Genomic DNA, 14,987 nt, shown 5'->3' on the forward strand with positions numbered 1-14,987 from the left:
CGTTCAGCGCAGCTCGGGAACCACGATCTCGACCTCGTCGGCGACGAGATCGAAGTCCTTCACGTTGAAGGTCATCAGCTTCGCGCCGAGCGAGTTCGCGTGTCCCGCGAGCATGATGTCAGTACTCCGCGCGTGGGAGGCCCGCTGGGTCGACACGCGCGCGGCGAGTCGCGCGTAGGAGTCGGCCGCAGGCTGATCGAACGACAACCATGGCGTGGGGAAGATCGCGTTCAGTCGCGCCAGTTCCATCGATCGTCGACGTCTCATCCGGGGATCGCGTGCGCGCTCGATGCCGAAACGAAGCTCTGCGTAGGTGAGAGCGCTGAGGACGACGTCCTCCGTCGGCGGGCGGACCTCGTCGATTCGGATGAGCACGTTCGTATCAAGCAGAAGCATTGCGCTCCCATGGATCCTCTATTCGATAGTCGAAGAGCGGATCTTCGCGCTCGGCACGCAGCTCTTCCGCCCACTCCGCGGCAACCCGCGTCTGCTCGGCGGTCGGGGGGTTGGCCGCAATGCGAGCCATGACCTCCTCTCCGGGAACCGACCAGCGCAGGGGTGGAAGTCGCCTCGCCAGATCCGCTTCGACGCCGCTCGCATCATTGTTCTGCACGAGGTTCATCAGTGCCTCGCGAGCTTCCGCCTCCATGGAGCGGGAGTTCCGCCGCGCGCGCTCCTTCAGAGCCGCGACGACCTCGTCGCTCAGATTCCGGATCGTCACCGTTGCCATCTCGCGTCTCCTCTGACAGCACAATGCTAGCAACGGCTGACGCGCCAGGACAGGGCTTCCGACCAGCTGTCGCGATCGTATTCCGGCATACCGCGCGCTACCGGCCGCCGCCCGGCGTCGGGCCCGCCGTACCGGCGGAGACGCCGAGCGCGGGCAACACCACGAAATCGATGAGCTCCGTCACCGCCTCCACCTCCAGCGCGCGCTGCCGAAGCATCACGCTCCCGAAGGCCGCGGTCGGCACGATGCCGGCGATGAGCGCGACAGGAACGTCGGCCGATACCTCGCCGCGTTCGATCCAGCGCCCGATCACCGCGATCAGCGCGACCACCGGAGGCTCGCCGATCGTCCGGTACGCCACCTCGCGCAATTCCGGGTCGCGGCCGAGCTCGCTCAGCAGGCTCGCGAGCACTCGTCCGGAACGTTCGTCCGACCGGGCGAAGTGCAGGGCCGCAGCGACCAGGTCCTCGCGCAGCGATCCGGTGTCGGGCGTCTCCGTGGTGATGTGGAGCGCGCGCACCGCCGCGACGACGAGGTCGACCTTGGACTCCCACCGCCGGTAGATCGCGGACTTGCCGCACTGGGCGCGCTTCGCGACCGCGGCGATCGTCGTGCCGGCGAACCCGGACTCGACGAGCAGCTCCTGCGTCGCGGTGAGGATCGCGCGCTCCACCTCGGGGTCGCGGGGGCGACCGGATGCCCTCGAGTCCTCGCCCTTGTCCATGAGCACTCATTGTACCTTCCGGGACTCAGTGGTACCGTAACCGAATAACGGGACCAATCGGAACCGTATTCCCCTCTACCGCTCCGGGAGCAGCCATGACCGCATCACCCCTCGCCGGACGCGTCGCCTCACGGCCGCGTCTTCGCACCGCCGCGATCCTCGTCGCCGCCGTGATCATCGCCATCGCAGTGAACACGGTCATAGCCGCCGTCGCGGTAGCGGCGGGCGCGCCATCGACGTACGGCCCCCTCACGTTCCCCGCCTATGCGCTCTTCACGACACTCGGCATCGCCGCGGGATGGGCCGGTTGGGTGCTGATCCACCGTCGCGCCCGCGACCCGCGCCGCGCCCTCCGGGTGCTCGTGCCGGTTCTCACGCTGCTCTCCTTCGTCCCCGACGTGCTGCTGCTCGCCTTCCGCTTCATCCCCGGGACGACGACGGCCGGGGTCATCGCCCTCATGCTGATGCACCTCGTGGTCGTCGCGGTCGCCGTGCCCGCGTACGCGCTGGCGATGCGATCGAGGAACGAGGCGCCGGGCGCCTGAGCACCACGTCTGAGCCCCGTTGTACGGTGGAGTCCCCCCGCGATCGTCGTGTGGGGAAATCGACGAGAGGGCATCGGGCATGAGGACATTGGTCATCGGAGCGACCGGCAGCATCGGCGGAGTCGTCGCATCGACACTCGAGAGCCGCGGTCACGAGGTCATCCGCGCGTCCCGCAACTCCGAGCCCTCCGTCGACGTCACCGACCCCGCGTCCATCCGCGAGCTGTTCGCCTCCGTCGGCGAGGTCGACGCCGTCGTGGTGGCGGTCGGCTCGGTCGGATTCAAGCCGCTCACCGAGCTCAGCCGCGACGACTACGTCGCCGCCTTCACGAAGAAGACGCTCGCGCAGATCGAGGTCCTGACTCAGGCGCTTTCCCACGTGCGCGACGGCGGATCCATCACCCTGACCAGTGGAGTGCTGGCACGCGAGCCCATCGCGACCGGCGCGGCAGCGGCCATGGCCAACGGCGCGCTCGAATCGTTCGTGATCACCGCCGCCACGGAATCCCCGCGCGGCATCCGCATCAACGCGGTCTCGCCGGACGTGCTGGAGAACTCGCCCGGATATCACTCCGCGTTCCCGGGGCACCGTCCCGTCACCGACGCGGAGGTGGGCGAAGCCTACGTCCGCGCCGTCGAGGGCATCATCCGAGGCCGCATCCTCGCGGTGTGACCACCGCCGAACGCCGTCCGGGTAGGCTCGGCTCGATGAGTCTCTCCGCCCCCCGCCCCCACCGTCTGGCTGACTGTGGAGATCGTTGACGGCGTCGCCGCGGTGGGCGAGGTCATCGGCTGGGTCGGTCTCATCGTCGGCATCCCGCTGCTCCTGATCGGTCTGCTGGTGCGTGCCCTCGAGAGCTCGCGCGTCCGCGTCGAGATCACCGTCCTCGAAGACCTGGAGGATCGGCCCATCGCCGTCTGGTCGACCGCGGATCGCACCTGCACACGACCGCTGTCGCCGGGAGAGGCGCGTCACCTCGCCGAGATGCCGGAGCCGGTCGGCTACGTTTCCGTCAACGATGCCGAGGACATGCGCCTCGAGGCCCGGTCGCCGTTCGAGCGCGCGTGCACGACGATCTCGATCGTGATGCTCAGCGCGGCCGCTCTCGGCTTCGCGACCTCCCTGCTACCGATCTTCTGGGGTTAGAGCACTCCGACGACGGCTGCCGCATCCGGCGGCACGACGAGCGAAGCGGCATCCGCCCTGATCTCCGCGGTCGATACGAGCACCGTCCCGTCCGCCGCGATCTCGAACTCCGCCGGCGCCTCTGACAGATTGACGAGCACCGAAAGCGCGCCGCGCTCGATCCGATAGATGCGGTGCTGCGGCGAGCCGTCGGACTCGCGCACGGTGACCGAGGTTCGAGACGAATCCGGATCGGTCAGCTCGGGGCGATCACGGCGCAGGGCGGCGAGCTCCTGGTACAGCGCCAGGAGTCGCGCGTGCTCGGGCTGTTCGAGCTCGTCCCACACGAGGTGCGAGCGCTCGAAGGTCTCCGGGTCCTGCGGGTCGGGCACCGCATCCGTGTCCCAGTCCATCCGCGCGAACTCGGCCTTGCGACCCTCCGACACCGCGCGACCGAGATCGGCTTCCGGATGCGAGGTGAAGAACTGCCACGGCGTCGACGCGCCCCACTCCTCGCCCATGAAGAGCATCGGCGTGCCGGGAGCGGTGAGTGTCAGCACTGCGGCGACCGCGAGTCGATCGGTCGACAACGTCGCGGAGAGGCGGTCGCCCACCGCTCGGTTGCCGATCTGGTCGTGATCCTGCGCGAACGTGACGAGACGCCAGGAGGGAACGTCCGCCGGGATCGGCGCCCCGTGCGCGCGACCACGGAAGGAGGAGTACGTGCCGTCGTGGAAGAAGCCGCCCTCCGAGACCTTGGTGACGGCATCCTTCGCAGCGAAGTCCGCGTAGTACCCGACGGTCTCGCCGGTGAGAGCGACGTGCACCGCATGGTGCCAGTCGTCCGACCACTGGGCCGTCAGCCCGTAGCCGCCCCGGTCGCGGGGAAGGATCATCGTCGGATCGTTCAGGTCGGACTCGGCGATGAGGGTGAGCGGCCGACCGACCTGCTCCGACAGGGCATCGGTGCGCTCCGCGAGCTCCTGGAGGATGTGGACCGGCTGCTCGTCGTGCAGGGCGTGCACGGCATCGAGCCGCAGGCCGTCGACATGGAAGTCGCGCAGCCACATCAGCGCATTCTCGACGATGTAGTCGCGCACCGCGGGCTCATCGAGGTTCACCGAATCGCCCCAGGTGTTGCGCTCACCGTCACGCAGGTAGGGACCGAACTCCGGAAGGTAATTGCCGCTCGGTCCCAGGTGGTTGTACACCACGTCCTGGATCACCGCGAGCCCGTGCGCATGCGCGGCATCCACGAATCGCTGGTACGCCTGGGGACCGCCGTAGCCCTCGTGCACGGCGTACCAGAGCACTCCGTCGTATCCCCAGTTCCACTGCCCGTTGAATGCGTTGACCGGCAGCAGCTCGACGTGCGTCGCTCCGAGATCCACGAGGTGGTCGAGGCGCGCGATCGCGGAATCGAGTGTGCCCTCGGGCGTGAAGGTGCCGAGATGCAGCTCGTAGATGAGGCCGCCGGCGAGCTCCCGACCGGACCACGATCCATCGCTCCAGGCGAAGGCACCCGCATCGAAGGCCGCGGAGGCGGCGTGCACCCCGTCAGGCTGCCTGCGCGACCGCGGATCCGGCCGCAGCTGGTCGCTGTCATCGATCAGGAAGCCGTACCGGTCGCCGTCGGCGAGAGCGAGGTCGGTGCTCCACCACCCTGATTTCCCGGCATCCAGCTCCCTCTCCTCGAGGGTCGCGCCGTCGGCATCGAGCCGCTGTACCCGCATCCGCCGCGCGCGCGGCGCCCACACCTCGGTCATGTTCCGTTCCCTCTCTCAGCGGGCGAGTTCGATCAGCGCCACGGGGTAGGTGGCGAACAGGTCGGCCAGTCGCACTGCTCCCGGCTCGATACGTCGCCCGGTGAGCACATCGGTTCCGGGGATGTCGGGTCGCATCATGACGGTGTCGCCCCAGCCGCCACGCCGGGCGAGACCGACGGGCAGGCGTGTCGCCACCGCCGTCGCGCCGCCGCGATGCACGGCGACTGCGTGATCCGCCGCCTCGCCCTCGATCACGGCCGGACGGTAGAAGCGGAACAGCTCGGGATGGTCGCGCCGCAGGCGCAGGGCACGCGAGGTGACGAGCAGCTTGGCGCGACCGGAGTCGTCGATCGGAGGAAGGATGCCGCGACCGGCCTCGGCGTCGAGCTCGCGCAGCAGGCGGGCTCGTGCAGCGAAGTCGACCGGGCGCCGGTTGTCCGGGTCGACGAGCGAGAAGTCCCACAGCTCCGAGCCCTGGTACACGTCCGGCACGCCCGGGCCGGTGAGCTGCAGCAGCTTCGCCGACAGGGAGTTGGAGCGTCCGGCATCCAGGATCTCCGCCACGAAGCGCTCGACGATCGGCCGGGCCTCGCCGTCGATCGAGCTCGCGATCGCCGCGAGTCCTTCCTCGAAGCCGGCATCCGGGTGCTGCCAGGTGGTGCCCTCGGAGGCTTCGCGGGCGGCCTTCGTCGCATACGCGAGCAGGCGCTCCGAGGAGAGCGGCCAGGCGCCGACGGCCGCCTGCCAGATCAGGGCATCGAGCGGACCGTGGCCCGTGGTGGCGACCGCGCGCAGTTCACCGAGAACCTCGGCCCAGCGCTCCGGGATCTCGGAGAGCACGGCGAGCCGCGCCCGCACGTCTTCCGACCGCTTCGTGTCGTGCGTCGAGAGGGTCGTCATCGAGTGCGGCCAGCCCGCCAGCCGCGCGCGCTGCGCGTCGTGGAACTCGTCCACCGAGAGGGAGGCGATCGACGGATCAGCACCGACCTCGGTCAGCGAGCCGAGGTGCGTGTACCGGTAGAACGCGGTGTCCTCGACGCCCTTGGCCATGACGGCGCCGCTCGTCTGCTGGAAGCGCTGCGCGACCTCTGTTCGGGGATCCGCGAGCAGCGGCTCGAGTTCGGTGAAGGCGACGGCGAGGTCGGGCCGGCGACGGCGGGCTTCCGCGAAGGCGTGCCGCAGGTGCACGACCCCTTCCGGCAGGTACGAGCGGTAGACCGGGAAGCAGGCGAGCAGCTCCGCGAGCGCCTCATCGGCCTGCACGATGCCGTGCGGCAGCGTGCGCACCAGGCGCCGCACTTCCGAGCCGAGCAGCTCGTGGGCGATCATCAGCTTCGTATCGTGGATGAGGTCGGGCCAGCTCTGCGCGTCGGGCAGTCCCGAGTCCGCGCGCAGTCGCGCATCGAGCCCGGTCAGCGCCTCGACCCCCTCGCGATCGACGAACACGCGATCGAGCTCGGCGAGGGCGTCGTATCCCGTCGTCCCGTCAGTCCGCCAGTACGCGGGGAGGGCCTCGCCCGGCTCGAGGATCTTCTCGACGAGCGTGTAGGCACGCCCGGTCGCGTCGGCCAGCTGCTCGAGGTACCCGGCCGGGTCGGCAAGCCCGTCGGGATGATCCACGCGGATGCCGTCGGCCAGACCGTCGCGCACCCAGCGGGCGATCTCGCGGTGCGACTCGGCGAAGACGTCGGGCAGTTCGACGCGGATGCCGGCGAGCTCGACCACCGCGAAGAACCGGCGGTAGTTGAGCGCCGTGTTCTGGTCTTCCCAGAACCGCAGCTCGTAGTGCTGTGCGGCGAGCAACGCGTCCAGGTCGTCGGCGTGCTCACCCGACCCGGGAGCGAGCGGCAGGACGTGGTCGTAGTACGTCAGGATGCCATCCGGCGCGTCGTCGGCCGGGGTCGTGTCGACCGCGAGGTCGCCGTTCGCGATCGCCTCCTCGGGCGATGCGCCGAGGATCGGCAGCAGCAGCCTGCCCCCGCCGGCCGGCCAATCGATGTCGAACGCGACCGCGTGCCGGGAGCCGCGACCCAGCCGGAGGACGTCCCACCACCACGGATTCAGCCGCGGCACCGCCACGCCGACGTGATTCGGCACGGTGTCGACCAGGATGCCGAGCCCCGCCGCGCGCGCGGCTCCCGCGAACTGCTCGAGGCCCGCGGCACCCCCGCGGTCGGGGTCCACTCGGGAGTGGTCGACGACGTCATAGCCGTGATTCGACCCCGGCACGGCCGCGAGGAGCGGCGACAGGTACGCCCAGTCGGCGCCGAGGTCGGCGAGGTACTCGGTGACCCCCGCGGCCTCACCGAGCGTGAAGCCGTCGCTGATCTGCAGCCGGTAGGTCGAGATCGGTCGTCGCGTCATGAGGTCGCCTGTTCTGCTTTCGGCGCGGGGGCCACCCCGTCCGCCTGATCGTTCTGCATGCGCAGCGACGCATCCACCGAGTCATCGGTCGACGCTTCCACGCCGACGACTTCCTGCAGCACGAGGAGCGACTTGGCTTCGATCGTCAGCTCCGTGCCCGCCGCGTGGTCGGAGCCGTCCGCCAGCTCGCCTGCGGTGTCGACCGCGACGTGCCAATGCTCGCCGTGGCGTGCATCCGGAAGCGACACGTCGACCGGCTGGTCTCCGCTGTTGAAGTACACGATGAAGTTCACATCGGTGACGGCGTGCCCGCGGATGTCCTTCTCGCGGATGCCCTGGCCGTTGAGGAACATGCCCACGAGCCGTCCGAACCCGGAATCCCAGTCGGACGGTTTCATCGGGCTTCCATCGGGGCGAAGCCACACGACATCGGCGATGCGGTCGTCGTCGATGTCGACGGGGCGTCCGTTGAAGAACCGGCTGCGCCGGAACGTCGGATGCCGTCGCCGCAGCCGAGCCACGGCCGCGGTGAACTCGACGAGCGGCAGGTCGGCGGCCTCCCAGTCGACCCAGGTCGTCTCGTTGTCCTGCGCGTAGCCGTTGTTGTTGCCGCGCTGCGTGCGACCCAGTTCATCGCCGTGGGAGATCATCGGCACGCCCTGCGAGAGGAGCAGGGTGGCGAGGAAGTTGCGCTGCTGGCGCGCTCGTCGCCGGTTCACCGCCTCATCGTCGGTCGGACCCTCGACACCCATGTTGTCGGAGCGGTTGTGCGATTCGCCGTCGTTGTTGTCCTCGCCGTTCGCCTCGTTGTGCTTCTCGTTGTAGGAGACGAGGTCGCGCAGCGTGAAGCCGTCGTGCGCGGTGACGAAGTTGATCGAAGCGACGGGACGGCGTCCCGAGTGCTCGTACAGATCGGCCGAGCCGGTCAGGCGCGAGGCGAACTCGCCGAGCGCCTGCGGCTCACCGCGCCAGAAGTCGCGCACGGTGTCGCGGTACTTGCCGTTCCACTCGGTCCACTGCGGCGGGAAGTTGCCGACCTGGTATCCGCCGGGTCCGACGTCCCACGGCTCGGCGATCAGCTTCACCTGCGAGACGATCGGATCCTGCTGCACGAGCTCGAAGAACGTCGCGAGCCGGTCGACGTCGTAGAACTCGCGGGCGAGCGTGGACGCGAGGTCGAACCGGAAACCGTCGACGTGCATCTCGGTCACCCAGTACCGCAGCGAGTCCATGATGAGCTGCAGCGCATGCGGGCTGCCGGCGTTGAGGCTGTTCCCCGTGCCGGTGTAGTCGGTGTAGTAGCGCCGATCCTCTTCGAGGCGGTAGTACGCCTCGTTGTCGATGCCGCGCATCGACAGGGTCGGTCCCATGTGATTGCCCTCGGCGGTGTGGTTGTAGACCACGTCGAGGATGACCTCGATGCCGGCCGCGTGAAGCGCCCGCACCATGGCGCGGAACTCCTGCACCTGCTGCCCGTGCTCGCCGCTCGACGAGTAGCCGCTGTGCGGGGCGAAGAAGCCGAGGGTGTTGTAGCCCCAATAGTTGGAGAGGTCCTTCTCCTGCAGCACCGAGTCGTCGATGAACTGGTGCACCGGCATCAGCTCGAGAGCGGTGACGCCGAGGCGGGTGAGGTGCTCGATGATCGCGGGGTGGGCGATGCCGGCGTAGGTGCCGCGCAGCTCCTCCGGGATCTCGGGGTGCCGCTCGGTGAGCCCCTTCACGTGCGCCTCGTAAATCACGGTCTGTGCGTAGGGCGTCTTCGGCAGGCGGTCGCCCGCCCACTCGAAGAACGGATTGACGACGACGCCCTTGACCATGGATGCCGCGGAGTCGTCATCGTTGCGGGAATCCGGGTCGCCGAAGACGTAGCCGAACTGCGCCTGTCCCCACTCGATGTCGCCGGCGACCGCCTTCGCGTAAGGGTCGAGCAGAAGCTTGTTCGCGTTGAACCGCTTGCCGTTCTCGGGGTCGAAGGGACCGTGCACGCGGTAGCCGTACAGCTGCCCCGGCTGCACCGATGGCAGGTAGCCGTGCCAGACGAAGGCGTCGACTTCGGTCAGCGGCACGCGCTCCTCGTTGCCGTCGTCGTCGAACAGGCACAACTCCACCTGTTCTGCGCCTTCGCTGAACAACGCGAAGTTCGTTCCCTGTCCGTCGAAGGTCGCTCCGAGCGGGTATGCCGATCCAGGCCAGATCTCAAGACTCATGGAGCGAGCTTAGGCCGACGAGACACGGCGGCTCGCTCTGCGACGGTCTCGACCGCGCGCTCGAAGTCGAGGACCTGAGCGATTTCCTCGGCCATCGCGTAGGGGTGACCCAGGTAGCAGACGAAGACGGGAGAGACGACCTCGACGTAGCCGATCGGGCCGTCCAGGCTCACGACGTAGCGATCGAAATCGGCCAGCTCTGCTCGCGGCTGTACAGGTCGGCTCGTTGCGGCCGAGGCTTCCGATCCGGGACCCTCGCGCGTCTCGGAGCCAGTGGGGACGGGGGTTCTGACGGACATGCGACCTCCTGACTCGGTGTTGTTCCCCTCACCGTACGAGTGCGCAGAGAATCGGGAAACGGTATTGCCAGGGCGTGAGAAAGCCGGTAAAGAGCAACCGATATACCGGTATCGCGCGCGGCATCCGGCTCCTACACTGAGGGAAACATGCATCCTCTTCGACGATCGGAGACCGCTGTGACCGCGCTGTGGCAGGTTTCACGCGAATCGCTCCCGCCGGCGTCGCGCGTGCTCATCGAGCGCGCGCGGGAGGAGATGCTGGCCGGCAATCTCGACGACCGACGCCTGCAAGAGGTCCGACCCCTGGTCCGGGAATCCTGGGAGCGGTCGTGGCGGGGCAGCGTCGGGCCCGAGGGCGCCCCTCCTCTCGATCTGTTCAGTGACGAACTCGACGAGTATCGGCTCGCGCACCCACTGGCCTCGAGCATGGACATGATCCGCGCGCTGCTGCTGCCTGACACGGAAGAGGACTCCGGCGTGATCATCGCGATCGGCGACAAGGCCGGTCGGCTGCTGTGGATCGAGGGCGACCGGCAGCTGCGTTCGCGCACCGACGACATGGGTTTCGTCGCGGGGGCGAATTGGTCGGAGGATGCCGTCGGCACGACCGCACCCGGAACCGCGCTCGCCCTGGGACAGACGGTGCAGATTCACGGAGCCGAGCACTACAACCGGTTGGTGCACCCCTGGTCATGCACGGCCGCTCCGGTGCGCGACCCCGAGACGCGGCGAGTCTTGGGCGTGATCGACATCACCGGCGGCCCGGAGGTGGTCACGACCCAGGCGCGTCTGCTGGTCGACGCGACCGCGCGCGCCGTCGAGTCCGAGCTGATGGTCACGCGGCTGCGGGAGCGCAACGACGTGCCGCTGTCCCCCTCCTCGCCGGTGAAGTCCCGCCCGCTGAAGACCGCTCGCGCGACGCTTCACGTGCTCGGTCGTGACCGGGCGCGTCTGGAGACGGAGTCCGAGCGCGAGGAGTCGATGATCGAGCTCAGCGCCCGGCACGCCGCCATCCTGCTGATGCTCGCCGTGCACCGTCAGGGCCTCTCCGCCGAACGGCTCTGCGAGCTGGTGTACGGCCCCGGTGTGTCGCCCGACACGCTGCGGCCCGAGATGGTGCGGCTGCGCAAGGTGCTCGAGCGCACGGCCCCCGACCTCGTGCCCGAGTCCCGACCGTACCGGTTGCCCGTCGCGCTCGAGACGGATGCCCACGACGTGCTGTCACTGCTCGACCGGGGCGCCCACCGCGTCGCGTTGACGGCGTATCGGGGTGCCGTCCTGCCCGAGTCGACGTCGCCGGGTGTCGAGGAGTTCCGCGACTCCGTCCGCGGAGCGCTCCGCGAGGTCATGCTCTCCGAGGCGAGCCTCGATGTGCTGCTCGCCTACGCCGAGATCCCCGAGGGGCAGGGCGATGCCGAGGTGCTGCGCCTCGCGCTGGAGATGCTCCCCGCACGGTCACCCAAGCGCGCGGCGCTGGTCGCCCGGATCGAGCGCCTCGACCGCGGCTGAGCTCCTTCTGGCTTTCGAATCGCGCAAGTGGTCGGTTATTTGGCCGAGAACCGACAAATCGCGCGATTCGAAAGTCAGAGAGGTGGCCCATCCCATGCGTGCGCATAGACGCAACGGTTTGCAACCTCTGCCGGTATACCATTCACGTATGCGCCGAGCAGCGTCAGTCCCCAGCTGACCGCGGGCGCGGACGGCGTCAGCCGTCATGCGGAGGGAGAGTCGATCTTCTTTCGATCCCGAGGGGGGATGGGGTGGGAGTTCGGTCCCCAGCCGACACCCACCCCCACACTCTCCCCGTCTCTGCGCGTCGAGATCTGCGGCACGGCTCAGTTGAGCCGGCTGAAGACCCAGAAGACCACGAAGCAGATCATGACCACGATCGGCAGCCAGGCGCCGCCGCGCTTGAGACGGCGCCCCTGCGGTGCCACACCCGGCGGAGGGGTGAGCAGCCCGACGGGCGGGGCGAAAGGCAGCTGTGCACCCGCGGGTGGAACGAGGGCGGATGCCGTCGCCGCGGCATCCGGGCTCTCGATGAGCAGCCGCTCGTCACGCCATCGCGCCCACTGATCGAACTTCGTCAGCAGCGCGCCCACCGCGCCGAACAGCCACGCCCAGGTGGCGGGATCGAGGGTCGAGACCTTGCGCTGCGTGTAGAGGAACAGCCAGTCGTCGACGATCTCGACGTCGAGCTGGGCGGCGTTGTCGATGAACCGCGCCATGATGTCGGGCGTGAACAGGTAGAGCGCGTCGCGTTCGTAGCCCTCAGGGCAGTAGAGCGTGAAATAACGGTCGAAGTCGCCCTCGAGCGAGAGGCGCTGCTCTTTCTGGAACGACGCCGGCAGGTTCGACCCGAAGCCGTTGTTGCCCTGCGCGTCGAGCACGATGTTCGGCAGCGGCACGTCGAGCTTCACCGCCACGTAGCCCCACCGGTAGGTGGTCGAGTTCTTCCCCGACTGCACGGTGTACTGATAGTTGCCGAACTCCACGAACCTCGGCCGGGTTCCGCGGATCAGGTCGGTCGACTGCCGCGAGCGGCCCAGGCTGAAGATCATGCCGGGCAGTGGGGGATCGGTCACCTTCGGCTCGTAGGTCATGCCGTTCGCCTGCGCGAAGCGGCTCAGCCGATAGCGCGTCGCCTGGGCACCCCGCACCCCGACCAGGATCATGATGATGACGCCGACGATCACGAGCCCGATCAGCACGAGCGGGATGGCTGCCCCGACGGGCGAGCCGGTGGCAGCGGCCAGGCTCACGATCACGGTCACGATGATCGGCAGCACCACGACGCCGGCGAGGCCGGCCGCCACGATGCCGATGATCGTCGACGCCGAGGTGGTCGTCGTCTGCCGCGCGCGGAGCTCGGCGGTGAATGCCCGCACGGCCACGGCATCGACCGGTTCGGTCAGCGGGCGGGGGTCGAAGGTGATCGGCGGCTGGGGTGAGGTCACCGGTTCACCTGATCGGCGTCCCAGGTGAGGTCGGCGCCCTCCGGGATCTGCAGCGCCTCGAGACGGTCGTCGGCGCAGATCTCCCGGATCAGCTCGTCCGAGCCCGCGACGATCGTGGAGTCGAAGTCGACCTCCGACACCAGCACCCACGCCCGATCCTCGGGCCAGAGGATGCTGGGGCTGTGGGCCTGCGGAAGGAATCCGTGTTCGGCCCGGTCGTTCCCTGAGCCCGTCGAAGGGTCCCGCCAGGGCACCTGCCGCACCCAATCGGGGTCGGCGAAGGCGCGCGGCGGTGCGGAGAACAGCACGTGGTTGCGATCCGGAAGCTCCAGACGTGGCCCCTCGGAGATCTCGCGCGACAGGATGCCGTCCTGCCAGGTCGGCTTGCGGAACACGTTGTTGAACGGATCGTGCGTGCTGCGGTTCAACATCTCCTGGTGGTTCGGGTCGTCGGTGAAGGTGAGGAACGCACGTGACGGCGCCTCGCCGAAGAAGCCGAGCAGACCGCCGTAGCCCTCCCAGACAGCTGCGAATCCGGCATCCGGCGTGCTTGTATGCGCCGCGAGATGCTCGGCGATCGCGGAGAGCAGGACCGCGTCGAGCTCGCCCTCGATCGGTGCGCTGAACTCGCGGCCGTCGGGAGAGATGCGGGTTCGCCAGTCGGTGTCCGTGGGGGTGCGGACGAGCCGCTGCCACTGCGCGAACGGATGCAACGTGGTGCCGAACGCCTCAGCCGTCTCGGCCCAGGTCGCTCGCTCATCGACGAAGAGCTCGGTGAGGCGCTGCCGCTCGGCATCCGGCATCCGGTCCCACTCATCGTGCGTGGGCACGTGACGATCGGGCAGGGAGCGGACGAGTGCGGGATGGAACACCCGCGCGTACGCCGGGTAACCGTGCGGGACAGCCACGTGCATCGTCGTCGGGCTCGCATCGAGGTGCTCGCGCAGCCAGGCACCGACGTCGGGGTTCGCCATCCACTCCATGCGACCACGGTACCCGCGGTCGTCGGGATGTGTCCCTCCTATGCTGTCGATGTGATGTCCGATGTCGTTGTCCGCCAGCCGGGTGTCGGGTGGGCGTCCGCCCGCATCGCTGTGGGGACTATGGTCATCGCGGTCCTCGCCTACGGATACGTCCTGCGGCTCGCGGCGGATGACAGCAACCCGTTCGACTACTTCGGCTACTTCACCAACCAGACGAGCCTGATCGCCGCCCTGGTCCTGATCGCGACCGGCGTCTTCGGCATCCTCGGACGTTCAGCGCCGTCCTGGCTGACCATGATGCGGGGAATCGCCACCGCCTATCTGCTCGTCGTCGCGATCGTCTACAACGTCCTCGTGCCCGGCACGGGCACGGCCCCGCCGTGGATGAGTGTGCTTCTTCACGCGGTGTTCCCCGTCGCGGTCGCGCTGGATTGGCTGCTGGTCGGCGATCGTCCAGGCCTGCCGTGGCGTCAGCTGTGGATGGTGCTGCCGTACCCCGTTGCCTGGCTGATCGTGGTCCTCGTCCGCGGCGCGACGGACGGGTGGGTGCCGTACGGATTCCTGCTGCCGGAACGGGGAGTCGCGTCACTGCGCGTGCACATCGCGTGGCTGCTCGCGGCGATCGTGATTGCAGGAGCGCTGGTGTGGGTGGCGAGCAGGTGGGGCGGAATCCGGCGGGGACGACGGCATCCCGCCTGATCATCTGCGCGGGCCGGCGCTCAGGCTGTCGGCGCGGGTGGCCGGTAGGCGTCGCGGCGATGCGCGATTCTCACGACCAGAAGAGTGCCTGCTTCCTCATTCAGGCTGAAGAAAACTCGGTAGTCGCCGCGTCGCGCGGATCGGAGACCCTCAAAATCGCGCTGCAGCGGCTTGCTCATGCGAAGTGGATTCTCCGGAAGCGTGCGGGTGATGAACTCGATGACCGCCTGTGCGATCCTCACCGGCAGCCGATCCAACCCGCGCAGGGCGGCGTCGGAGAACCGGACGTCCCAGGTCATAGAGGTCGAAGACCGTAGCGAGCTCGCACGTCCTCGGCACTGTGAGTCTCGCCGGCATCGAGCTGGCGGCGGGCATCGGCGACATCTTCATGGATGCCGGGCTGCGACAGCCAGAACAGCGTCTCATGCAGCGACTCGAGGGCATCCTTGCTGATCAGGACTGCGGCCGCGTGGCCGTGACGGGTGATCTCGATCATCTCGTGCTCGCGCTCCACCTGATCGACCAGGCCGGAGAGCTTGTCCTTGGCTTCACTCAGGGAGACAGTGTGCACGCACACAGATTAGCCT

General features: G+C 68.6%; 16 protein-coding genes. 5 read left to right on the forward strand and 11 right to left on the reverse strand.

What is annotated here, in order from left to right:
• Window positions 1-3: 3 nt before the first annotated feature.
• The 3 genes from RS85_RS17240 to RS85_RS17250 form a co-directional block, all read right to left on the reverse strand.
• Window positions 4-396: a type II toxin-antitoxin system VapC family toxin gene (locus tag RS85_RS17240; protein WP_046014695.1), complete on the reverse strand. Its 393-nt coding sequence runs from the start codon at window positions 394-396 to the stop codon at window positions 4-6.
• Window positions 383-730: a FitA-like ribbon-helix-helix domain-containing protein gene (locus RS85_RS17245; RefSeq protein WP_046014696.1), complete on the reverse strand. Its 348-nt coding sequence runs from the start codon at window positions 728-730 to the stop codon at window positions 383-385. Before RS85_RS17245 ends, RS85_RS17240 begins: the two co-directional genes overlap by 14 nt.
• A gap of 97 nt (window positions 731-827) precedes the next feature.
• Window positions 828-1,454: a TetR/AcrR family transcriptional regulator gene (locus tag RS85_RS17250; RefSeq protein ID WP_046014697.1), complete on the reverse strand. Its 627-nt coding sequence runs from the start codon at window positions 1,452-1,454 to the stop codon at window positions 828-830.
• A gap of 95 nt (window positions 1,455-1,549) precedes the next feature.
• Between RS85_RS17250 and RS85_RS17255 the strand changes: the two genes are divergently transcribed.
• From RS85_RS17255 to RS85_RS17265, 3 genes are all read left to right on the forward strand, one after another.
• On the forward strand, window positions 1,550-1,999 hold the full coding sequence (locus RS85_RS17255; RefSeq protein WP_046014698.1) for a DUF6069 family protein: 450 nt from the start codon (window positions 1,550-1,552) through the stop codon (window positions 1,997-1,999).
• Window positions 2,000-2,078: 79 nt separating this feature from the next.
• On the forward strand, window positions 2,079-2,672 hold the full coding sequence (locus tag RS85_RS17260) for a short chain dehydrogenase (protein WP_046014699.1): 594 nt from the start codon (window positions 2,079-2,081) through the stop codon (window positions 2,670-2,672).
• Between the two features lie 75 nt (window positions 2,673-2,747).
• On the forward strand, window positions 2,748-3,146 hold the full coding sequence (locus tag RS85_RS17265; protein WP_046014700.1) for a hypothetical protein: 399 nt from the start codon (window positions 2,748-2,750) through the stop codon (window positions 3,144-3,146).
• Here the strand turns inward: RS85_RS17265 and treZ are convergent.
• The 4 genes from treZ to RS85_RS17285 are packed head-to-tail and all read right to left on the reverse strand — an operon-like array spanning window position 3,143 to window position 9,761.
• Window positions 3,143-4,891, reverse strand: a complete 1,749-nt coding sequence (gene treZ / locus RS85_RS19580; protein ID WP_046014701.1) for a malto-oligosyltrehalose trehalohydrolase — start codon at window positions 4,889-4,891, stop codon at window positions 3,143-3,145. The genes RS85_RS17265 and treZ overlap by 4 nt on opposite strands.
• 15 nt (window positions 4,892-4,906) lie before the next feature.
• On the reverse strand, window positions 4,907-7,255 hold the full coding sequence (gene treY, locus RS85_RS19585) for a malto-oligosyltrehalose synthase (RefSeq protein ID WP_046014702.1): 2,349 nt from the start codon (window positions 7,253-7,255) through the stop codon (window positions 4,907-4,909).
• A complete protein-coding gene (gene glgX, locus RS85_RS17280) occupies window positions 7,252-9,462 on the reverse strand; it encodes a glycogen debranching protein GlgX (RefSeq protein ID WP_046014703.1) in 2,211 nt (736 codons plus the stop codon). The genes treY and glgX overlap by 4 nt, the downstream gene beginning before the upstream one ends.
• Window positions 9,459-9,761: a hypothetical protein gene (locus tag RS85_RS17285; protein WP_046014704.1), complete on the reverse strand. Its 303-nt coding sequence runs from the start codon at window positions 9,759-9,761 to the stop codon at window positions 9,459-9,461. Before RS85_RS17285 ends, glgX begins: the two co-directional genes overlap by 4 nt.
• 147 nt (window positions 9,762-9,908) lie before the next feature.
• On the opposite strand from RS85_RS17285, the gene RS85_RS17290 reads away from it, so the two are divergent.
• Window positions 9,909-11,270: a GAF domain-containing protein gene (locus tag RS85_RS17290; RefSeq protein ID WP_152642457.1), complete on the forward strand. Its 1,362-nt coding sequence runs from the start codon at window positions 9,909-9,911 to the stop codon at window positions 11,268-11,270.
• 326 nt (window positions 11,271-11,596) lie between these two features.
• Here the strand turns inward: RS85_RS17290 and RS85_RS17295 are convergent, their stop codons facing one another.
• A complete protein-coding gene (locus RS85_RS17295) occupies window positions 11,597-12,718 on the reverse strand; it encodes a hypothetical protein (RefSeq protein ID WP_046014706.1) in 1,122 nt (373 codons plus the stop codon).
• Window positions 12,715-13,701: a hypothetical protein gene (locus RS85_RS17300; protein ID WP_046014707.1), complete on the reverse strand. Its 987-nt coding sequence runs from the start codon at window positions 13,699-13,701 to the stop codon at window positions 12,715-12,717. The genes RS85_RS17295 and RS85_RS17300 overlap by 4 nt, the downstream gene beginning before the upstream one ends.
• 54 nt (window positions 13,702-13,755) lie before the next feature.
• On the opposite strand from RS85_RS17300, the gene RS85_RS17305 reads away from it, so the two are divergent.
• The gene (locus tag RS85_RS17305; protein WP_046014708.1) at window positions 13,756-14,400 is read left to right on the forward strand and encodes a Pr6Pr family membrane protein; all 645 of its coding nucleotides are present in this window, start codon (window positions 13,756-13,758) and stop codon (window positions 14,398-14,400) included.
• A 20-nt stretch (window positions 14,401-14,420) separates the two neighbouring features.
• Here the strand turns inward: RS85_RS17305 and RS85_RS17310 are convergent, their stop codons facing one another.
• Both RS85_RS17310 and RS85_RS17315 read right to left on the reverse strand, forming a co-directional pair.
• Window positions 14,421-14,699 carry a type II toxin-antitoxin system RelE family toxin gene (locus RS85_RS17310; protein ID WP_046014709.1) on the reverse strand — a complete coding sequence of 93 codons (279 nt, stop codon included), beginning with the start codon at window positions 14,697-14,699 and terminating at the stop codon, window positions 14,421-14,423.
• A complete protein-coding gene (locus RS85_RS17315; protein ID WP_046014967.1) occupies window positions 14,696-14,971 on the reverse strand; it encodes a type II toxin-antitoxin system Phd/YefM family antitoxin in 276 nt (91 codons plus the stop codon). Before RS85_RS17315 ends, RS85_RS17310 begins: the two co-directional genes overlap by 4 nt.
• Between the last annotated feature and the right edge of the window lie 16 nt (window positions 14,972-14,987).

Source organism: Microbacterium sp. SA39 (assembly GCF_000967865.1).
GTDB lineage: Bacteria > Actinomycetota > Actinomycetes > Actinomycetales > Microbacteriaceae > Microbacterium.

Coding starts and splice junctions, on each gene's coding strand:
- RS85_RS17240 (WP_046014695.1), bottom strand. CDS start 396: ATGCTTCTGCTTGATACGAACGTGCTCATCCGAATCGACGAGGTCCGC.
- RS85_RS17245 (WP_046014696.1), bottom strand. CDS start 730: ATGGCAACGGTGACGATCCGGAATCTGAGCGACGAGGTCGTCGCGGCT.
- RS85_RS17250 (WP_046014697.1), bottom strand. CDS start 1,454: ATGGACAAGGGCGAGGACTCGAGGGCATCCGGTCGCCCCCGCGACCCC.
- RS85_RS17255 (WP_046014698.1), top strand. CDS start 1,550: ATGACCGCATCACCCCTCGCCGGACGCGTCGCCTCACGGCCGCGTCTT.
- RS85_RS17260 (WP_046014699.1), top strand. CDS start 2,079: ATGAGGACATTGGTCATCGGAGCGACCGGCAGCATCGGCGGAGTCGTC.
- treZ (WP_046014701.1), bottom strand. CDS start 4,891: ATGACCGAGGTGTGGGCGCCGCGCGCGCGGCGGATGCGGGTACAGCGG.
- treY (WP_046014702.1), bottom strand. CDS start 7,255: ATGACGCGACGACCGATCTCGACCTACCGGCTGCAGATCAGCGACGGC.
- glgX (WP_046014703.1), bottom strand. CDS start 9,462: ATGAGTCTTGAGATCTGGCCTGGATCGGCATACCCGCTCGGAGCGACC.
- RS85_RS17285 (WP_046014704.1), bottom strand. CDS start 9,761: ATGTCCGTCAGAACCCCCGTCCCCACTGGCTCCGAGACGCGCGAGGGT.
- RS85_RS17290 (WP_152642457.1), top strand. CDS start 9,909: ATGCATCCTCTTCGACGATCGGAGACCGCTGTGACCGCGCTGTGGCAG.
- RS85_RS17300 (WP_046014707.1), bottom strand. CDS start 13,701: ATGGAGTGGATGGCGAACCCCGACGTCGGTGCCTGGCTGCGCGAGCAC.
- RS85_RS17305 (WP_046014708.1), top strand. CDS start 13,756: ATGTCCGATGTCGTTGTCCGCCAGCCGGGTGTCGGGTGGGCGTCCGCC.
- RS85_RS17310 (WP_046014709.1), bottom strand. CDS start 14,699: ATGACCTGGGACGTCCGGTTCTCCGACGCCGCCCTGCGCGGGTTGGAT.